The sequence below is a fragment of the Acinetobacter sp. FL genome (assembly GCF_040744925.1).
In the GTDB taxonomy this organism is placed as follows: Bacteria; Pseudomonadota; Gammaproteobacteria; order Pseudomonadales; family Moraxellaceae; genus Acinetobacter; species Acinetobacter radioresistens.
Genome location: NZ_CP160437.1, coordinates 678,828 through 697,171, shown reverse-complemented (window position 1 = coordinate 697,171; position 18,344 = coordinate 678,828). Strand labels below are relative to the sequence as shown.

Sequence of the window (18,344 nt, the reverse complement as noted above, 5' to 3'; positions counted from 1 at the left end):
ATATCTTCTGGCCTGCTTCTGTCAGGAGTTTTCATGAATTATAGCTGGAATTGGTCAGTACTGTTTCAGTCGACTGGTGTAGGTGACAGCACTTATTTGCAATGGGTATTAATCGGTCTGGGCTGGTTACTGGTCATTGCGCTGGTGGCCTGGAGTATTGCCATGGTGCTGGGGAGCATCCTGGGAATTATGCGCACCCTGCCCAGTAAGACTGCACGTACTATCGGCACTGCTTATGTAACACTTTTTCGTAATGTTCCCTTATTGATCCAACTGTTTATCTGGTTCTATGTAGTCCCGAACTTTTTGCCTGGCCCGGTCAAGGACTGGTGGATGAATGACTTAAGCTCAAATGCCAGTGCACTCATCTCGGCCAGTGTCGGATTGGGCCTGTTTACTGCCGCACGTGTCTGTGAACAGGTACGTACCGGTATTGAGGCATTGCCACGTGGCCAGATCAATGCAGGTTATGCCATGGGCTTTAGTACATCACAGTTATACCGCTATGTCATTCTGCCACAGTCATTCCGGACGATTTTGCCGCCGCTCAGTTCCGAGCTGACCAACTGTGTTAAAAACACTTCAGTTGCTTCACTGGTCGGGGTAGCGGAAATCATTTCACAGATGAAAACCATTAGTGAATATACCCAAAATACTATTGAAATTTATACCTTTGTGACCCTGATTTTTATTGTGATCAATGTCTGCCTCATTTTACTGATGACCCTGTTGGAACACCGTTTACGTGTTCCGGGCCTGATTGCAGGAGGCAAATAATATGGAATGGCTCACTTCGTTTCTACAGGATTTACAGGCTTCTGGTCCGGCACTCTGGTACGGCATGACCATCACCCTGAAAGTTGTCTGTATTGCCACCCTTGGCGGAATTCTGATTGGTACCCTGCTGGCCCTGATGCGCCTGTCTTCTTTTAGAATACTTAATCTGGTGGCACAGGCGTATGTAAATCTGTTCCGTTCCATTCCCCTGCTGCTGGTGCTGATGTGGTTCTACTTTGCAGTTCCATTCATTTACACCACAATAACCGGACGTTTCCTGACTATAGATACTGCTTTGGTTTCCAGTATCGTAGCCTTCATGCTGTTTGAAGCAGCCTATTTCTCGGAAATTGTACGTGCAGGCATACAGTCAATTCCACGAGGCCAAAGTGCTGCGGCTTATGCTCTGGGAATGACATATAGCCAGAACATGCGGCTGGTTGTTTTGCCTCAGGCCTTTCGCAAGATGACTCCATTACTGCTACAGCAGACTATTATCCTGTTTCAGGATTCAACCATGGTTTATGCCATTGGCCTGCTGGATTTCTTCCGCAGCAATTATGTCCGCGGTGACCTGATGTCACTGCTCACTCAATACATCCTGTTTGCCGGTCTGGTCTATTTCACCATTAGTGCACTGGCAACATATACCGTAAGAAGATTACAGAAAAGGTTACATGTATGAATGATCAAAAGATCATGATTGATATGCACAATGTTAGCAAGTGGTATGGCAAGTTTCAGGTACTCACGGACTGTACCACCCAAATTCGTCAAGGTGAAGTGGTAGTAGTCTGTGGCCCATCAGGTTCGGGGAAATCCACTTTAATCAAAACAGTTAATGGCCTGGAAACCATCCAGCAGGGACAGATTCTGGTTGATGGTATTGCGATTAATGACCCCAAAACCGATCTGAACAAATTGCGTAGCCGGGTTGGTATGGTATTTCAGCATTTTGAACTGTTTCCTCACCTCAGCATTACTGAGAATCTGACTATTGCCCAGATTAAGGTATTGGGTCGCAGTGAAGCTGAGGCCAAGAAAAAAGGCCTGGCATATCTGGACCGCGTCGGTTTAAGTACTCAGGCAAACAAGTACCCGGCCGAGCTTTCCGGTGGCCAGCAGCAACGTGTGGCAATTGCCCGTGCTTTAAGCATGGACCCAATTGCCATGCTATTTGATGAACCCACTTCTGCTCTTGATCCGGAAATGATTAATGAAGTACTGGACGTAATGGTTGAACTGGCTAAAGAAGGCATGACCATGATGTGTGTAACTCATGAAATGGGTTTTGCCCGTCAGGTCGCAGACCGGATTATTTTCATGGATCAGGGTAAAATCGTGGAAGACTGTAGCAAGCAGGAGTTTTTCACAACGCCTCGGGGTGAACGTGCTCAGCAGTTCCTGAACAAGATTCTGCATTAAAAAAATTGATGAGAACAAGCAGATCATATGATCTGCTTTTTTATAGTGTTTAAGATTAAAGCCAGGTTTACAGTTAGTTTTGTTAAATTTTCAACCTGATTCTCTACTTTTTATCTTTAGCTTTAAAATGCACTTTTTCATAGCGCAAATTCATAACCAGCCTTATACCCATTAAAAATAATCTATATTTATCAACAAATTAAATTATAAATAGACTATATTTTTATGCTCCATCTTGGCGCAAAACAATAATTTAAACCTAAGTAATTGCTTTATATCGAGTCTTGTTATTTCTTAGCAAAACTTAATCAATATTTTCCGTCTTCTCCTCTCTTTTACTTAAATTTGGCATGGTTATACTGACTGAGTTTTAGATCAGTTGCACCGAATTGGAACCTCATTATGCAAAATATGGATTTATTTTTTCTCCTTCTTGGTGCAATTCTGGTACTTGCCATGCATGCCGGATTTGCTTTTTTAGAATTGGGAACTGTACGTCATAAGAATCAGGTGAATGCCTTAAGTAAAATTCTGACAGACTTCTCGATTTCTGCCTTGGCTTATTTTTTTGTTGGTTATTATATTGCCTATGGTCATCATTTTTTTCACCTGGGTGCAACGCTGGCTGAAGATCATGGCTATAACCTGATGCGCTGTTTTTTTCTGCTGACTTTCGCGGCAGCCATACCTGCCATCATCTCTGGCGGTATTGCTGAACGTGCCAAAATGCGCTCTCAGGCAATTGCGACTCTAGTTCTGGTTGCCTTAATTTACCCGTTCTTTGAAGGTATGATCTGGAACGGGAATCTGGGCCTCCAGGACTGGCTCAAGTCCAGTTTTGGTGCAAGCTTTCATGACTTTGCCGGTTCAGTGGTAGTCCATGCGATGGGCGGCTGGATTGCCTTGGCAGCTGTAATCCTTTTAGGTGCGCGTCGTGGCCGCTATAAAAAAGATGGACGGATCAGTGCACATCCCCCTTCTTCAATTCCTTTTCTGGCGTTGGGTTCCTGGATTCTGATTGTGGGCTGGTTTGGTTTTAATGTTATGAGTGCCCAGCGTCTGGATGCTATCTCCGGTCTGGTGGCCATTAACTCCCTGATGGCCATGACAGGTGGTACGCTGGCTGCCAACTTTATAGGTAAAAATGACCCTGGTTTTTTACATAACGGACCACTTGCCGGATTAGTGGCTATCTGTGCCGGGTCAGATATTGTTCATCCAGTAGGTGCCTTAATTATTGGAGCACTAGCAGGCATTATTTTTGTCAAACTGTTTACTTATACCCAAAACCGTCTAAAGGTAGATGATGTACTCGGTGTGTGGCCATTACACGGCGTATGCGGCGCTTTTGGTGGAATAGCAGTGGGAATATTTGGACAGCAGATATTGGGTGGTCTGGGCGGTGTTTCACTCATTTCACAGTTATTCGGTACTTTACTGGCAATTGTTATTGCACTGGGTGGTGGTTTTTTAGTCTATGGCGTACTTAAACTGACTGTGGATATCCGATTAAGTCAGGAAGATGAGTTTATTGGTGCAGACCTCTCTATCCATAAAATTTCTGCTAATTCGGATGATAGTATGTTTTAAAATTCTGCTTATATGTGGCGGCCATCCAGGCCGCTTTTTAGCTTTATTAACCAATAAATTGCCAGATTTCCTCAAGTTTTTTAATTCTGGGGCTTATTAACTGAGCGTCATATGGATCTACTTCATGAAAGCCTTCCATCCAGACCGGATGCATTCCTGCATTTTGTGCGCCCTGAATATCATTTATGGGATGGTCACCAATAAACAGACATTCTTCAGGCATAACATTCAGCCGCTGACATACATATTGAAAAATTTCTGGCTCCGGCTTTTTAGAACCTGCTAGCTCCGAACTGACAATCAGGTCAAAATAGTGAGCGATATTTAAACCCTCTATAATTTTGAGTCGTGTGTCATGACCGCCATTTGACACTATTGCCAGTTTAAAACCCTGCTGTTTTAGCTCTTGCAATACTTGTTCAGAGCCTTCCATCGGTACTGCATGCAGGCCAAACTGTTCAAACCAGAATGCCGTCAACTCATCAAAATCTACAGCATGATGCCATTTAAGTTCATGTTGTAATGCCTGTGCAACGGAAGCAGCAATACTCGGATGAGTTAGCAATTCCTTTTTGGGATAGCCGCCATTATCAATCCGGTTGATGATAGCTTTAATCTGCATTACATCCACCTCTCCCAGGTGCCGTTGATAATATTGGGCCAAATAGTAACTATAAGCTTCTACACTCTGGTCACGGTGTGTCAGGGTATTATCCAGATCAAAAAGGATGGCTTGAATCATACATTATATTCATAACTTAAAATTTAGAAGATTAGAGTAGCCTAATTGAGAATCGGCGTTATACTAATTTGTGTTAAAAACATACAGCAATTGCAACTATAACAACCAGCTCGATCATGACAGGGCTATTAGTCATTACAATAATTTAAATCATTTATCTTTTGCCAAGAATGAGTTACATGATGAAAAAAAGAGCATTTGCCTTCAGTATTAGCTTAGCCGCAATATGGATGAATTCAAGTTTTGCCGAACTTGTTTCCAAGACGACAGCTTCAGACTCAACTTTAAATATGCCCTTAGTTTATAACATGATGGCTGCATCAACTCCGCATCAAACTGCTGAAAGTTTTACTGCATCCGCAGCTGAAACAGTTTCCCTTTCCCCCATGAACAGTGCAAAGCAGACCCTAAATGATAATATGCACGTGATGAATGGTCCTAATCGTACTGCTTTGGATAAACTTTGTCAGGGAAAAATAATGGGAGAGAAAATTACCAGTAACAGTTATCGTCTGTCTGGCACATGCCGGCTCAGCTTCAAACCGAATAACCCTCGTGACTGGTCACGTCTGGAGCAGCATCAGTTCTACAATACAAGCGCTGATCCTACCAGCCGTTTGGGAACATACTCAAAATACCAACAGCTCTGTAAAGATAAAAAAGTAGGACAGTCAATTTATGTCATAGTGAACAGACAAAAAATTAAAGGGGTGTGTCAGGCTCAGTTTCAGCCTGATTTACCTCAACGCAATTAACCGGCTTTTTCACTTGATCTAGCAAACTGCTGCTCATACGCTTCATTCGATATTGTTAAAAAACCGGGCTCAACAGTGCGAACCCTATTATTCATTGGCCCTGTTCATACATAGAATTTTAGAATTTATATTCAAGTCCTATACCCCCTAGAGGCTGTTTATTTTTACTTTCACCCTGCTCGAGCGTTAAATAACCCGCATAACCATAGGTTTTGACCTGTTTATTTAGGGTATAGTCCGCACCTACCATATACTGCTGTGCTTCGTAATCTGGTGTGGCATTCTTAAAAGAGGTGGCATTCTGGCTATATTGTGCCTTTAGAATCCAGTCTTGGGCCTGAGGCAATTGATACTCTGCTCCGATCAGCCAGCCTTGTGCATCATCAATTGTCGCTGCACCGGTTGCATTTCCGGCTGCATCCGCCACTTTTGAACTCTGATAGAGTACTTTCAGATACAGAGGCTGGTTCAGATGAATCCGTCCCACTGCCCGAACGGTATTTGCTGCTGCGAATATACCGCTGCTTAAGGGTTCCGGCTCGGAAGCATTTAAAATACCTCGTCCAAGAAAATTACTTGGGATAGCTTTATCATAGGCAATGCCTGCATTAAACAGTTGATGGTCATAGATGATCGCTGTAGAGAACGCATCACCTAAACCACGCCCAGCTGTTTTAACACCGCCACTGGATTTTTTAATACCTGAAGCTTCTCCAGTTGCCAGTAGCGTATTTATTTTAAGATTTCCTTCCGCTACAGGAATAGCGGGTGATTCATAAACCAGCACATTGTCTACCCTGTTTTCACCAGTAAAAATACCGGCAACATCTGCCTTATTAGCCACATAATTATTAAAGCTATCTACCACACCGGACAGCTGCTTAAGGGGTGTATCATGTTTGCCCAGCTTGAGCGTGCCAAGTCTGATATCTTTTAAACCTATAAAGCGGTTACGCTGGTCAAAATCGGTGTTATCACCATCTGCATAAAAGGTCCATTCAGCAGCATAGATTGCACTTAAACGCTCGTTCAGTTTTTCCTCGCCCTTGATTCCAATAAAGCTACTATTACTATTAATTTCCCAAACGTCTTTATCAGAAACACCCGAACGATTATTTTCTGGAAGATAATCCAGACTTACATCGATTTCCCCGTAAATGACTGGTGCAGCGAAAGATGTGCTCGTAACCAGACTCAAGATTAGCCCCGTTAAAATTTTCATTTTCATGATTTACTCGTGATTGATTTGTAACGGATCTTAGCGAGCCCTGTGATTGAATAAAATCAATTATTTTTTATTTAAAAATCTGATTTTATTATTTATTTTTTTATTACAAGCTTAGTTGTCTGCTCAAGGAAGGTATAGTTGTACCTGATACCTTTTCACTCCGCATGAGGTCCATTAAGTTAAATCAACTGCTAATAGGATCTGAATATAGAAAACAACTGAATGAGTGGTATCACAGGTAGACACTGGCTGCATATAGTTATTTATTAAGATGCTTCAATATAGAACACTAGAATAATCTATTATTTAGTAGACGACTGGTCTATTAGTAATTTATAGTAAAAGTATGAAACGATCAGATAAAAGTGAAGCAACGCGCCAACATATTTTAAGCAGTAGTTTTGAATTGGTACTGCATAAAGGTTTTGTTGGAGTGGGCTTACAGGAAATTCTCAAGAATTGCGATGTGCCTAAAGGCTCATTCTATTATTACTTTGCTTCAAAAGAGGCTTTCGGCTGCGCACTTCTACAACAGTATCTGGCTGATTACAAGGTCAAGATTGACCAGTTGATGCAGCAAGAAGGCGGAAGCGCTTACCTACGTCTTCTGGCACTTTGGAAAGCATGGATTAACCCTCCTGCTCATATTGAAGAAAGCATTCATGGCAGAGGCTGGGCAGAAAACTGTCTGATCGTCAAGTTAGCAGCAGAAGTTTCAGATTTATCTGAAGATATGCGTCAAATTTTGAACTTTGGCGTGCATAAGTTAACACAACGTATTATGAGTCTACTTAAAGAAGGACAACAAGACGGTTCAATTCCCTTACATATTGAACCTGAAAAACTGGCGCAAACAATGTATCAACTATGGTTGGGTGCAGCTTTATTGGCAAAACTTGCACAAGATAAACAACCACTCTATCTCGCCTTGGAAACCACCCAACAATTATTAAAACCTTTAAAGGAATAGCAAATGCAAAGTATTATTCATCATCAGTTTGGCGAACCCATTGAGGTTTTAGAAACTGCCGATATGCCACAACCCGAGCCGAAAGCTGGCGAAGTACGTATTAAAACAATTTTATCTCCAATGCATAACCATGATATATGGACTGTGCGTGGCAGTTATGGCTATAAGCCGACACTTCCTGCAATTGGTGGTAGTGAAGCTGTAGGGATAATCGATGCACTGGGTGAAGGTGTACAAGGTTTAACAGTGGGTCAGCGTGTGGCAGTTGCTGGAGTTCATGGTAGTTGGGCGGAATATTTTATTGCGCCAGTGCAGGGTATCGTCCCTTTAATTGATGCAATTGATGACGAAACTGCGGCTCAGTTAATTGGGATGCCAATTAGCGCATTAATGCTCTTAGATTTTATTAACCTGCCTGCAGATTCATGGCTGATTCAAAATACTGCAAATGGTGCGGTGGGTAAAACTGTGGCTATGATCGCAAAAGCGCGTGGCCAGAAGGTAATTCATCTGGTTCGTCGGCACGAAGTAGTCACTGAAATGCAAGCCTTGGGTATCGAGAATGTAGTCGCAACAGACCAGGCAGATTGGAAAAATCAGGTGAAAGCCATTCATGCTGATCAGCCTCTTATAGCCGGTGTAGACTCAATTGGTGGTCAAGCCAGTGGTGAAATGCTCGCTTTACTGAGCGATAATAGCCTATTGGTTTCATTTGGCAGTATGACAGGTGAAACCATGCAGATTTCCTCAGGAGATCTGATTTTTAAACAGGCCACTGTCAAAGGCTTTTGGGCAAGCGTCGTCAACAAGCAGTTATCTGTTGAACGCAAAAAGACGCTAATTACCGAATTATTGACGCTTGCAGCGCAGAAAAAATTACTACTTCCTGTTGAAGGTATATTCAGCTTTGCGCAAATTAAAGAAGCTGCACTGAAAGCCACTCAAGGTGCACGTCAGGGCAAAGTACTTCTTAAACCGTAATTTTTTATCCCAGATCAGCTACGAAGCTGATCTGGCGTTATTCATCAATAATAAGGATAAAGTGTATGATCGGAAAAATTCTGATTGTTTTGATTGCACTGATACATCTCTATATTTTAGTTTTAGAGATGTTTTTATGGGATAAGCCCCATGGTTTAAAAGCATTTGGTAATACTCTTGAAAAAGCACGGTTGACTAAAGTCATGGCTCAAAATCAAGGCTTATATAATGGTTTCTTGGCAGCTGGCCTGCTCTGGTCATTGTATGCACCTGAGAGCTATACACTGGCACTCGCCAATTTCTTCTTAGCCTGTGTCCTGGTTGCAGGAATATACGGTGGACTGACCGCAAGCAAGAAAATTATATATATTCAGGCAGTACCCGCCCTTGTTGCCTTGATTGTAGCGAATCTTTTCTAAATTTATTAATTAATAAAAATTATTTATAAGGCAAAATAAAAATATTTAATTTTCACACACCATCCTAAATTTGGTTTATATAACTTTTATTGTTTAAAGTTCTTATAAGAATAAAACCATATACTTTTTTCTATCACCTGAATACAGTAAAACAAATAGTCCTTATACATCCGAAGGATGCTGGCTGACTTTTGTCCAGAGCCAAATTGGATACATACACAATATTGAAATGCCTATAATAATATTCAGATAATAGGCATAACCTAGCCAGTCTCCGGCGATACCACTTAACGTGTACAGTAGCCCACTGATTGTTGCCATAAGGGCAACCTGAAAAGTGAAATCTGTACCGGCATGTTGTTTTCTTGAATATTGCATTACCAGTGTGAGCATGACAACCAGTAACATGGCAGAGAACATGTCTTCAGCTGCATTAACGCAATAGATTAACCAGTGACTTACCCTATACTGCTGGTCATAACAATAAGCCAGCCAGGCGTATGCAATTAAACTTAAAACCTTGAAAAAAGAAAACAGGAATAAAGCCTGCGTACGACGCATCCATCTTAATAGCGTACCAGCTAATACTGCTCCGAAAAGTGCTGCAACAGCACCTAATATTGTGATGTAAATACCAATCTGTGAAAGGCTGAGTCCCAAATCGACCATCAGTGGTTTTAACAGCGGTCCGGATAGTCCATCTGCCACTTTAAAAGTGACTAACACTCCTAACCAGGATTTTAAAATCCGGTTATTCAGGAAATAGTTAAAATACTGTCTGATGCTTTGCTTGCAGGATATTTTTTCGTAAAAGACCGATACTTCTTTTGCGGGCTCTTTAAATAAAACAATGGGCAGCGTATTTAAAAGAACCAAAGCTGCCAGTACTAAAAATGTAGGTTGCCAGCTTAACCAGTCCAATGCCCAGAGCAAAGCTCCGCCCCCTACTATAAAGCCCAAACGTGAGCCAATGACCTGAAAAGTGTTACCCCAATGCTGTTGTTTGAGGGTAAGCAAATGAATAGCCAGTCCATCTGTAGCTATATCTTGGGTGGCACCTGCCAGATTTAGCAGCATCAAGGCAGCAAAAAAAGTGAGTAAAAAAACGGGCTGGTCGAGTGCCTGAATCGGCAAGAATGACAGGGCAATTAATATTAAAACACTGCATAACTGTGTAGGGATAATCCAGCTACGATAATGTCCAAACCGTTGAGTACCATAATGGTCAATCCAGGGTGCCCAGAGAATTTTGATTGACCACGGCAGCATCAACAGGCCAAAGCCGCCAATATGTGCCAATGATACCCCTTGCATACGAAGAATAACAGGTAAGGCATGTGTCATAAAACCAACAGGTAGGCCTTGCGCCCAGTACAACGAAAACAGCAGCAGATAAAGATGCCGGGACATTTACTTTACTCGGTTATTCAGGAGTATTTTTGTGCTGCTCACACTGTCCATGATGCTCATTCCCATAAACCAAGCTTCAGATATTTTGCCAATGTATCAGCTGTGACATCGGATTAAGATTTAAAATACGCCACTACTTAAAAAACCAAAGCATGTTACAACATTTTCCCCGTCTGCCCAATCTGGTTCCCTCACGCGGTACAGCAGCTACTCGGCTTTTATGCCAGAAACTGTTTCTGGCACAGGGCTGGACTTTTGAAGGTAAATTTCCCAATCTGCCTAAAGCTGTTGCAGTGGTATCACCCCACACTTCCAATATTGATGGCTGGTACGGTTTTTTGGTGATTGGGGCACTGGGATTAAAAGTAAACGTGTTTGGAAAAGATAGCCTGTTCAGATTCCCTTTTAAGTCTTTACTCAAATGGATAGGTATTATTCCAGTCAAGCGTAACAGTACCAATGGCCTGACTGAACAGGCAGTGGAAAAAATCCACTCTACTGACAAAATCTGGATTGCCCTCACCCCAGAAGGCACCCGAAAACGTGCCGAGAAAATCAAAAGCGGTTTTTACTGGATTGCTTATCAGGCAGATATTCCAATAGTCATGTTTTCTTTCGACTACAAGCATAAAAAAGTTTATTGCCTAGGCATCATGCAGCCTACAGGCAACTATGAAGCAGATCTGGAGTATATCCTGAAACAATATCAAGGGAAATTCTTTCCCAAAAAACCAGAGTGGCTGGCCCTACCCTTACAAAAACTGCTGGAAAATGCTGGCAAAAATTAAGCAAATCTGCTGTGATGGACATATCTTTTCTGATCCAAGTCACTACTAAACTAAAGATGAAATTTTTACAGCTTACTTTTGCAGGAATACTGGCACTAGCTCTTGCTGGATGTGACAAGACCGCCCAGACTCCACCGGTTACAACACAATTAAAGGCTCGTGAGCCCGTCATTGCCTTAGCACTTGGTGGTGGTGGTGCTAAAGGTTTTGCTCATATCGGTGTAATTAAAGTACTCGAATCTCACGGTATTAAACCTAAAATTGTTACAGGTACCAGTGCCGGTAGCTTTGTCGGTAGTATTTATGCCAGTGGTAAAACCCCGTATCAGTTACAGCAGCTGGCACTACAGCTTAAAGAGGCTGATATTCGTGATTTAACCCTTAATAGCCAAGGTATTATTTTAGGCCAAAAATTGCAGAACTATGTGAATACTCAGGTCAGCAATAAACCAATTGAAAAATTTCCAATCCGCTTTGCTGCAGTCGCAACACGTCTTGATAATGGTCAAAAAGCAGACTTCATTAAGGGGAATGCGGGACAGGCTGTACGGGCCTCATGCAGTATCCCGAATGTATTTGTGCCGGCAACTATTGGTAAAACCAAATATATTGATGGTGGACTGGTGAGCCCGATTCCGGTAAAAACTGCCAGAGATATGGGAGCGGATATTGTTATTGCGGTTGATATTTCAGCCAGACCAGATGCCAGCCGTCCGGTAAATATGTGGGGTTTGCTGGACCAGACCATTAATATCATGGGCCAGCAAAGCATTAATGAAGAACTTGCACAGGCCAATGTGGTCATTCAACCTAAAGTCGGGCACTTAGGCGTACTTGACTTAAAAGCCAGCAATGAATCTATTTTAGAAGGCGAGAAAGCGGCGCAGCTTAAGATACGGGCTATTCAAGGTGCGATTCAGCAATTTAAGAAGTCACCTGCGGCCTTTAAGCCAGCCCCACGCCCAAAATTCTGAATAGCTGAAAATTTTTAAATTTTCATTGGGTTATTGATCTGTTACAGTGAAGATTCATCTTTTTGCTGTAACTTTAATCACCGGACAAAATTATGGAATTTGTAATTGAACCTTGGCACTGGTTTGTACTCGGCATTTTACTGATTCTGTCCGAGTTAATTCTTCCTGCCTTTGCCGCATTATGGTTTGGTATTGCTGCAATCATGGTTTGTATTTTGTTTTGGCTTTTTCCAATGATGAGCCTGACCACTCAGATCGTGATGTGGATTGTCCTGTCGATTCTATGTACCCTGCTCTGGTTCAAGTTTATCAAGCCTCTGTCTATCGATAAAACCAAGGCCGGGCTCTCAAGGGAGGCCACTATCGGCCAGATAGGCATGGTTATTCAGACCGGAATGGAACATGGCCAGATTAAAGTCCGTTTTCCCATGCCGTTACTAGGGTCGGATGAATGGAACTGCCGTACGCAAGATATTGTTCAAGTCGGTGATCGGGTACAAGTGACGGATATATCAGGAAATAACCTGGTCGTGCAGCGACACGGTTAACTGCACGTTACTATCATGAAAATATAAAGAGAAGCCATCATGTCAGTCAGCACCATTATTGTTTTAGTCTTTTTACTCTTTGTAGGCGTAACTATTTTTAAAGGGGTGCGTATTGTTCCTCAAGGTTATAAGTGGATTGTTCAACGTCTGGGTAAATACCATACTACTTTGAATCCGGGCCTGAGTTTTGTGATTCCCTACGTCGATGAAGTCGCCTATAAAGTGACCACCAAAGATATTGTTCTGGATATTCCTTCACAAGAAGTGATCACCCGAGATAATGCCGTACTGCTGATGAATGCAGTAGCTTATATCAATCTGACTACACCAGAAAAAGCCGTCTATGGTATTGAAAACTATAGTTGGGCGATTCAGAATCTGGTACAGACTTCTTTACGTTCAATTGTTGGTGAAATGGATCTGGATGATGCACTTTCTTCACGTGATCATATCAAGGCCAAACTTAAAGCAGCCATTTCCGATGATATTTCGGATTGGGGTATTACTTTAAAAACTGTAGAAATTCAAGATATTCAGCCTTCTGCAACCATGCAGGCTGCAATGGAAGCGCAGGCAGCGGCTGAACGTCAGCGCCGTGCAACCGTAACACGTGCTGATGGTGAAAAACAGGCTGCCATTTTAGAAGCTGATGGTCGTCTGGAGGCATCTCGCCGTGATGCAGAGGCACAGGTCGTATTGGCCGAAGCCTCACAAAAAGCTATTGATATGGTCACCTCAGCAGTAGGTGACAAGGAAATACCGGTAGCTTATTTGCTCGGTGAACAATATGTAAAAGCCATGCAGGATATGGCAAAATCCAACAATGCTAAAACGGTGGTTCTACCGGCTGATGTACTCAATACCATCCGCGGAATTATGGGTCGTCATAACTAATCTTGACTGATTTTATTAAAATAGGCGGCTTGCTTAATAGCCGCCTGTTCTTATTTTTTTAATATTAAATAGAGTTTAATAACAAATAACGGAAGTAAAACTTGAGTCTCGGCAGAAAGACTTTGAGCAAAACACCCATAAATTACTCAATAAAAATTGCTTTAAACAGACTGATAGTTAGAAAAAATAGTTTTATGAGCGCATTTTTTATATAAAAAGGAGCTTAACATGCTCCTTTTTCATTACAGGGTTTTATTGGCCAGATCTAGCTTTTACGTGAAAGCAAAAATTGGGATATTGTATTGAGCTCTTCAGCAGCCTCTCCAAAATATTCAAGCGCACTAAAAGCCTGATCATGGAGTTGCTTGGCATAAAGCTGTGCCTGTTCAAGCCCCATCAAAGCAGGATAAGTTGACTTTTCGACCTGCTCATCTTTACCGGCCGTTTTACCCAGTACTTCTGTTTCAGACACAATATCCAGAATATCATCCTGTACCTGAAATGCCAGACCAATTGCCTGTCCATACTGGCGAAGCTGGGGAATAGCCTGATCCGTACCATTAAATATAGTCACTGCAGCCATCATAATCGCTGCCTGAATCAATGCGCCTGTCTTATTGCAGTGAATATTTTCCAGCTGGCTTTGGTCTACCTGCTTGCCTTCAGCCTGTAAATCCATCACCTGGCCACAAACCATTTTTGAGCTTGCAGTAGCCAATATCTGCATCTGTCTTAATACAACTGCCTGGTCTACCGCCACGCCTTGATCAAACAGGCGGCTACCCAGAACTTCAAATGCCATTGACTGTAATATATCACCAGCCAGTAATGCAGTGTCTTCACCAAAAGCAACATGACAGGTAGGCTGACCGCGGCGCAGCAGATCATTATCCATACATGGCAAATCATCATGTGCCAGCGAATAGCAATGGATCATTTCGATCGCGACCGCAGCACGGCGCACAGCTGCAAAATTGGAGTTGGGCTGCAGGGCCGCTGTTGCATAACAGAGTGCAGGACGGACCCGTTTACCTCCGAGCATGACTGCATGATATACCGCACTTTTTAAAGGCTCTGGTAAGGAAAATGCCTCCAGCGCACTGAGCAGGTCCTGCTGGATACGTTCTTGCGCCTGTTTTAATATCTCTGCTTTAACTGCGGGTATTGCTGACACAAATAGCCTCAATATCTTCTGTTCGGTTAGACTTTTTTAACAAATTCGGATTTAAGTTTCATGGCTCCAATTCCGTCAATCTTACAATCAATATTATGATCACTATGCTCAATCAGGCGAATATTTTTAACTTTTGTACCTATTTTTACGACCTGTGAGGAACCTTTAATTTTCAGGTCTTTGATCACACTGACCGTATCCCCATCCTGAAGCAGATTACCTACCGCATCCTTAACTGTAAAAGTTTCGGTCTCTATCATGTTGGATGCTGGCCACTCGTGCGCACATTCAGGACAGATATAAAGTTCCTGGTCTTGATAGGTAAATTCAGAGTGACACTGTGGGCACGCAGGAAGTTGGTCAGTCATGAGGTTATCCTTATCAAAAGTAAGAGCATCATACTGCTTTCCGCCTGTTTTCTCTATGGCTCAGTTCGAAAGTATTATAGCACCCCCTATTTTAGGGAGAAAATCACATTGACTCTTTATAATCAAAAGAGGAAATATAAAAAATACCAGCCTGACTTTGAAGACTGGTATTTTTTAATTTAATGTCTTTGGTTAAAAACAGTCGCCCGGTACACGAACCCAGCCTTCCATCAGCACACGGGCACTCCGGCTCATAATGGCTTTCCTGACAGTCCATGTTCCCTGCTGCTGTTCAGCTTGTGCGCCCACACGTAAGGTCCCGGAAGGATGTCCGAAACGGACGACTTCACGCTCTCCCCCACCAGCAGCGAGATTTACCACAGTGCCTGGGACTGCCGCCGCTGTTGCTATAGCAACTGCAGCAGTACCCATCATAGCATGGTGTAGTTTACCCATCGACATCGCACGGACCAGCAGGTCAATATCTTCCTGCTTGACCTGCTTTCCACTGGAGGCCATATAAGTAAGCGGGGGCGCCACAAAAGCAATTTTCGGCGTATGCTGACGGGAGGCTGCCTCAGCTATATCCTGTATCAGTCCCATTTTAAGAGCACCAAAGGCACGAATAGTTTCCAGACGTGCTAGCGCTAAAGGGTCAGTATTAATCTGTTCTTGTAACTCCGTGCCGGTATACCCTAAATCTGCTGCATTTAAAAAAATAGTGGGAATGCCTGCATTAATAAATGTAGCCTGAAAACTGCCTTCTCCAGGAACCTCGAACATATCGATGACATTGCCGGTAGGAAACATACTGCCCCCCTCACCATCATCATCGGAAGGATCTAAAAACTCAATTTGAACTTCGGCTGCCGGAAAGGTCACACCGTCCAGCTCGAAATCTCCAGTTTCCTGAACCTGCCCTTGCGTTACAGGTACATGTGCAACAATTGTTTTACCAATATTGACCTGCCAGATTTTTACGGTACATATACCATTTTCAGGAATACGATTAGCATCGACCAGTCCGTTACTAATAGCAAAAGACCCAACTGCTGCGGTCAAATTGCCACAGTTACCACTCCAGTCAACGACAGGCTGGTCAATTGAGACCTGTCCAAACAGATAGTCGACATCATGTTCTGCGCGGGTACTTTTAGACAGGATCACCGTTTTACTGGTGCTTGAGGTCGCTCCACCCATCCCATCAATCTGTTTGGTATAAGGGTCTGGACTGCCGATCACACGCAGTAAAAAATGATCACGCGCCTGACCTGCTTCGCGAGCCTTTTCAGGTAAATCATCAAGTTTAAAAAATACACCTTTACTGGTTCCGCCACGCATATAGGTAGCGGCGACTTTAATTTGTGGTACTGAACTCATTGCTGTTTTAATTCCTGTCATTCTTTATGATTATTGCTGGGCAAATGTGGGCTATCCAATCCCGGTTCATATTAAAGCTTTTTTAAACTGCTGTGCAGGCTATTCCTGTTCGAGTCTGAAACCGGCAGAATTATTTTATAGACTAGTCAGACTAAATTTAAATACTCAACCATCCCGATTCTATAAATAACAGCCTTACATCTCGCTAAGTTATTTATTTTTATTAAATTTATAAAAGAGCTTAAGATTCAGCAGCAAGCAATTAGTCTGACTAGGCTAATAAGTTGCAATACATTACAATACTTGACTTAGTCATCGTCGAGCTGAGCACTTTGAACAATAATACATCGCAACTTCAGCGTGGCTTAAAAAACCGTCATATCCAGCTTATTGCCATGGGTGGAGCTATTGGTACCGGTCTGTTTTTAGGTTCTGCGCAGGTTATACAGTCTGCTGGTCCATCCATTATTTTAGGTTATGCGATCGGTGGATTAATTGCTTTTTTAATTATGCGCCAACTAGGTGAAATGATTGTACATGAGCCGGTTGCTGGCTCTTTTAGTCATTTTGCGCATAAATACTGGGGTAACTTTCCGGGCTTCTTGGCAGGCTGGAACTACTGGATTCTTTATATTTTAGTTGCAATGACAGAGCTGACTGCTGTTGCCAAATATATCAATTACTGGTGGCCGCATATTCCTGCGTGGGCTTCGGTACTCTTCTTTTTTGTAATCATTACTTTAGTTAACTTGGGTAATGTCAAGTTTTATGGTGAATCAGAATTCTGGCTATCCATTATCAAGGTGGCAGCAGTCATTTCCATGATTGTGTTTGGCCTTTATCTGATCTTTACTGCAGATGCCAGTTCTGGTGCATCTTTTAGCAATCTGTGGAGTCATGGCGGCTTTTTCCCAAATGGTTTTGACGGCCTGTTTTATATGCTGGCTTTCCTGATGTTTGCTTTTGGCGGGATTGAACTGATCGGAATGGCAGCTGCAGAAGCAGAAAACCCGGAAAAAACTATTCCTAAGGCTATTAACCAGGTAGTTTTCCGAATTTTACTGTTTTATGTAGGTTCACTCACCATCTTACTGTCACTGGTACCATGGAACCAGCTGGAACTCGGTGGTCTGGATAAAAGTCCATTTGTAATGATTTTTAGCCAGTTAGGTATTGGCTGGGCAGCTCATCTGCTGAATTTTATTATTCTGACTGCAGCCCTGTCAGTTTATAATAGCGGCATGTACGCCAATAGCCGTATGCTGTATGGTCTGGCTCAGCAAGGTAATGCGCCAAAAATATTCTTGAAGGTTAATAAGCAAGGTGTACCGATTCCTGCTGTGCTTTTCTCTGCACTTCTGATTTTCGGTTGCGTATTACTGAACTATCTGATTCCAGAAGATGCATTAGGTCATCTGATGTATGTGGTAGTAGGAGCTTTAGTACTGAACTGGGCCATGATCACGTTAACCCACTTAAAGTTCAAAGACTATATTCAGAAAAATGGAATTTTATCCAAATTTCCGGCACTGTTTTCACCTCTGAGCAACTATATCGTTTTAGTATTTATTGCTGTTGTACTCTACATTATGTGGACACAAGGCTTTAAAGAATCGGTGCTGATGCTACCAATCTGGGTGGTTCTCATGCTAGTGCTTTATAAAATACTTAAACCTCGTGCGTAAAGTCCATAAAATTCTATTTTGAAAAAGTTATTGTTGAGGCAGTAACTTTTTCATTTATAATAAGTCTTCTTTGTGCCTTTAGCTTAACTGGATAGAGCAGTTGCCTCCTAAGCGACCGACGTGGGTTCGAGTCCCGCAGGGCACACATCCTTTTAAATCAGTATACATCTCTTTAATGATGGCAAAGCCTTTTGCATATTTTGTCTCTCCTCTTCCCTGATTTAAGTATCATTTAA

The 18,344-nt window shown here is 42.5% G+C and carries 19 protein-coding genes and 1 tRNA gene; 14 read left to right on the top strand and 6 right to left on the bottom strand.

Annotation, left to right across the window (positions count from 1 at the left end; all coding sequences use genetic code 11):
* The first annotated feature begins 33 nt into the window (after nt 1-33).
* The 4 genes from ABZP31_RS03205 (at nt 34) to ABZP31_RS03190 (ending at nt 3,792) form a co-directional block, all read left to right on the top strand.
* Nucleotides 34-777, top strand: coding sequence for an amino acid ABC transporter permease (locus ABZP31_RS03205; RefSeq protein WP_005015905.1), 744 nt, complete (start codon nt 34-36; stop codon nt 775-777).
* A 1-nt stretch (nt 778) separates the two neighbouring features.
* On the top strand, nt 779-1,462 hold the full coding sequence (locus ABZP31_RS03200; protein ID WP_005015907.1) for an ABC transporter permease subunit: 684 nt from the start codon (nt 779-781) through the stop codon (nt 1,460-1,462).
* A gap of 14 nt (nt 1,463-1,476) precedes the next feature.
* A complete protein-coding gene (locus tag ABZP31_RS03195; protein WP_171053876.1) occupies nt 1,477-2,202 on the top strand; it encodes an amino acid ABC transporter ATP-binding protein in 726 nt (241 codons plus the stop codon).
* Nucleotides 2,203-2,604: 402 nt separating this feature from the next.
* A complete protein-coding gene (locus ABZP31_RS03190) occupies nt 2,605-3,792 on the top strand; it encodes an ammonium transporter (RefSeq protein ID WP_248134393.1) in 1,188 nt (395 codons plus the stop codon).
* Nucleotides 3,793-3,838: 46 nt separating this feature from the next.
* Here the strand turns inward: ABZP31_RS03190 and ABZP31_RS03185 are convergent, their stop codons facing one another.
* Nucleotides 3,839-4,534 carry an HAD family hydrolase gene (locus tag ABZP31_RS03185; RefSeq protein ID WP_005015915.1) on the bottom strand — a complete coding sequence of 232 codons (696 nt, stop codon included), beginning with the start codon at nt 4,532-4,534 and terminating at the stop codon, nt 3,839-3,841.
* A gap of 182 nt (nt 4,535-4,716) precedes the next feature.
* Here ABZP31_RS03185 and ABZP31_RS03180 point away from each other — a divergent pair, with 182 nt between their 5' ends.
* Nucleotides 4,717-5,289 (top strand): hypothetical protein, encoded by a 573-nt coding sequence (locus ABZP31_RS03180; protein ID WP_345791562.1) that lies wholly within the window; start codon nt 4,717-4,719, stop codon nt 5,287-5,289.
* 118 nt (nt 5,290-5,407) lie between these two features.
* Here ABZP31_RS03180 and ABZP31_RS03175 read toward each other — a convergent pair whose 3' ends face one another.
* On the bottom strand, nt 5,408-6,517 hold the full coding sequence (locus ABZP31_RS03175; protein WP_248134397.1) for a porin: 1,110 nt from the start codon (nt 6,515-6,517) through the stop codon (nt 5,408-5,410).
* 346 nt (nt 6,518-6,863) lie between these two features.
* On the opposite strand from ABZP31_RS03175, the gene ABZP31_RS03170 reads away from it, so the two are divergent.
* From ABZP31_RS03170 to ABZP31_RS03160, 3 genes are all read left to right on the top strand, one after another.
* Nucleotides 6,864-7,487 carry a TetR/AcrR family transcriptional regulator gene (locus ABZP31_RS03170; RefSeq protein ID WP_034683361.1) on the top strand — a complete coding sequence of 208 codons (624 nt, stop codon included), beginning with the start codon at nt 6,864-6,866 and terminating at the stop codon, nt 7,485-7,487.
* Nucleotides 7,488-7,490: 3 nt separating this feature from the next.
* Entirely contained in the window at nt 7,491-8,468 is a 978-nt protein-coding gene (locus tag ABZP31_RS03165) for a zinc-binding dehydrogenase (RefSeq protein ID WP_248134399.1), read from the top strand.
* 65 nt (nt 8,469-8,533) lie between these two features.
* On the top strand, nt 8,534-8,887 hold the full coding sequence (locus tag ABZP31_RS03160) for a DUF1304 domain-containing protein (protein WP_034686167.1): 354 nt from the start codon (nt 8,534-8,536) through the stop codon (nt 8,885-8,887).
* Between the two features lie 162 nt (nt 8,888-9,049).
* Here ABZP31_RS03160 and ABZP31_RS03155 read toward each other — a convergent pair whose 3' ends face one another.
* Complete coding sequence (locus ABZP31_RS03155; RefSeq protein ID WP_034686165.1) at nt 9,050-10,297, bottom strand: MFS transporter; 1,248 nt, start codon at nt 10,295-10,297, stop codon at nt 9,050-9,052.
* A 152-nt stretch (nt 10,298-10,449) separates the two neighbouring features.
* On the opposite strand from ABZP31_RS03155, the gene ABZP31_RS03150 reads away from it, so the two are divergent.
* The 4 genes from ABZP31_RS03150 to ABZP31_RS03135 all read left to right on the top strand — a co-directional run bounded on the left by ABZP31_RS03150 (nt 10,450) and on the right by ABZP31_RS03135 (nt 13,501).
* Complete coding sequence (locus tag ABZP31_RS03150; RefSeq protein ID WP_367156893.1) at nt 10,450-11,085, top strand: lysophospholipid acyltransferase family protein; 636 nt, start codon at nt 10,450-10,452, stop codon at nt 11,083-11,085.
* A gap of 56 nt (nt 11,086-11,141) precedes the next feature.
* Nucleotides 11,142-12,059, top strand: coding sequence for a patatin-like phospholipase family protein (locus ABZP31_RS03145; RefSeq protein WP_155757240.1), 918 nt, complete (start codon nt 11,142-11,144; stop codon nt 12,057-12,059).
* Nucleotides 12,060-12,151: 92 nt separating this feature from the next.
* Nucleotides 12,152-12,607: an NfeD family protein gene (locus tag ABZP31_RS03140; RefSeq protein ID WP_005015941.1), complete on the top strand. Its 456-nt coding sequence runs from the start codon at nt 12,152-12,154 to the stop codon at nt 12,605-12,607.
* Nucleotides 12,608-12,646: 39 nt separating this feature from the next.
* On the top strand, nt 12,647-13,501 hold the full coding sequence (locus ABZP31_RS03135) for an SPFH domain-containing protein (protein WP_005015943.1): 855 nt from the start codon (nt 12,647-12,649) through the stop codon (nt 13,499-13,501).
* 265 nt (nt 13,502-13,766) lie between these two features.
* Here the strand turns inward: ABZP31_RS03135 and ABZP31_RS03130 are convergent, their stop codons facing one another.
* From ABZP31_RS03130 to prpF, 3 genes are all read right to left on the bottom strand, one after another.
* Entirely contained in the window at nt 13,767-14,675 is a 909-nt protein-coding gene (locus ABZP31_RS03130) for a polyprenyl synthetase family protein (protein WP_034686160.1), read from the bottom strand.
* A gap of 26 nt (nt 14,676-14,701) precedes the next feature.
* Nucleotides 14,702-15,043: a zinc ribbon domain-containing protein YjdM gene (locus tag ABZP31_RS03125; protein ID WP_034429059.1), complete on the bottom strand. Its 342-nt coding sequence runs from the start codon at nt 15,041-15,043 to the stop codon at nt 14,702-14,704.
* Nucleotides 15,044-15,235: 192 nt separating this feature from the next.
* On the bottom strand, nt 15,236-16,423 hold the full coding sequence (gene prpF / locus ABZP31_RS03120; protein WP_005015951.1) for a 2-methylaconitate cis-trans isomerase PrpF: 1,188 nt from the start codon (nt 16,421-16,423) through the stop codon (nt 15,236-15,238).
* Between the two features lie 332 nt (nt 16,424-16,755).
* Here prpF and ABZP31_RS03115 point away from each other — a divergent pair, with 332 nt between their 5' ends.
* Entirely contained in the window at nt 16,756-18,108 is a 1,353-nt protein-coding gene (locus ABZP31_RS03115) for an amino acid permease (RefSeq protein WP_005406968.1), read from the top strand.
* Nucleotides 18,109-18,180: 72 nt separating this feature from the next.
* Nucleotides 18,181-18,253, top strand: a tRNA-Arg gene (locus tag ABZP31_RS03110).
* The last annotated feature ends 91 nt before the right edge of the window (nt 18,254-18,344 follow it).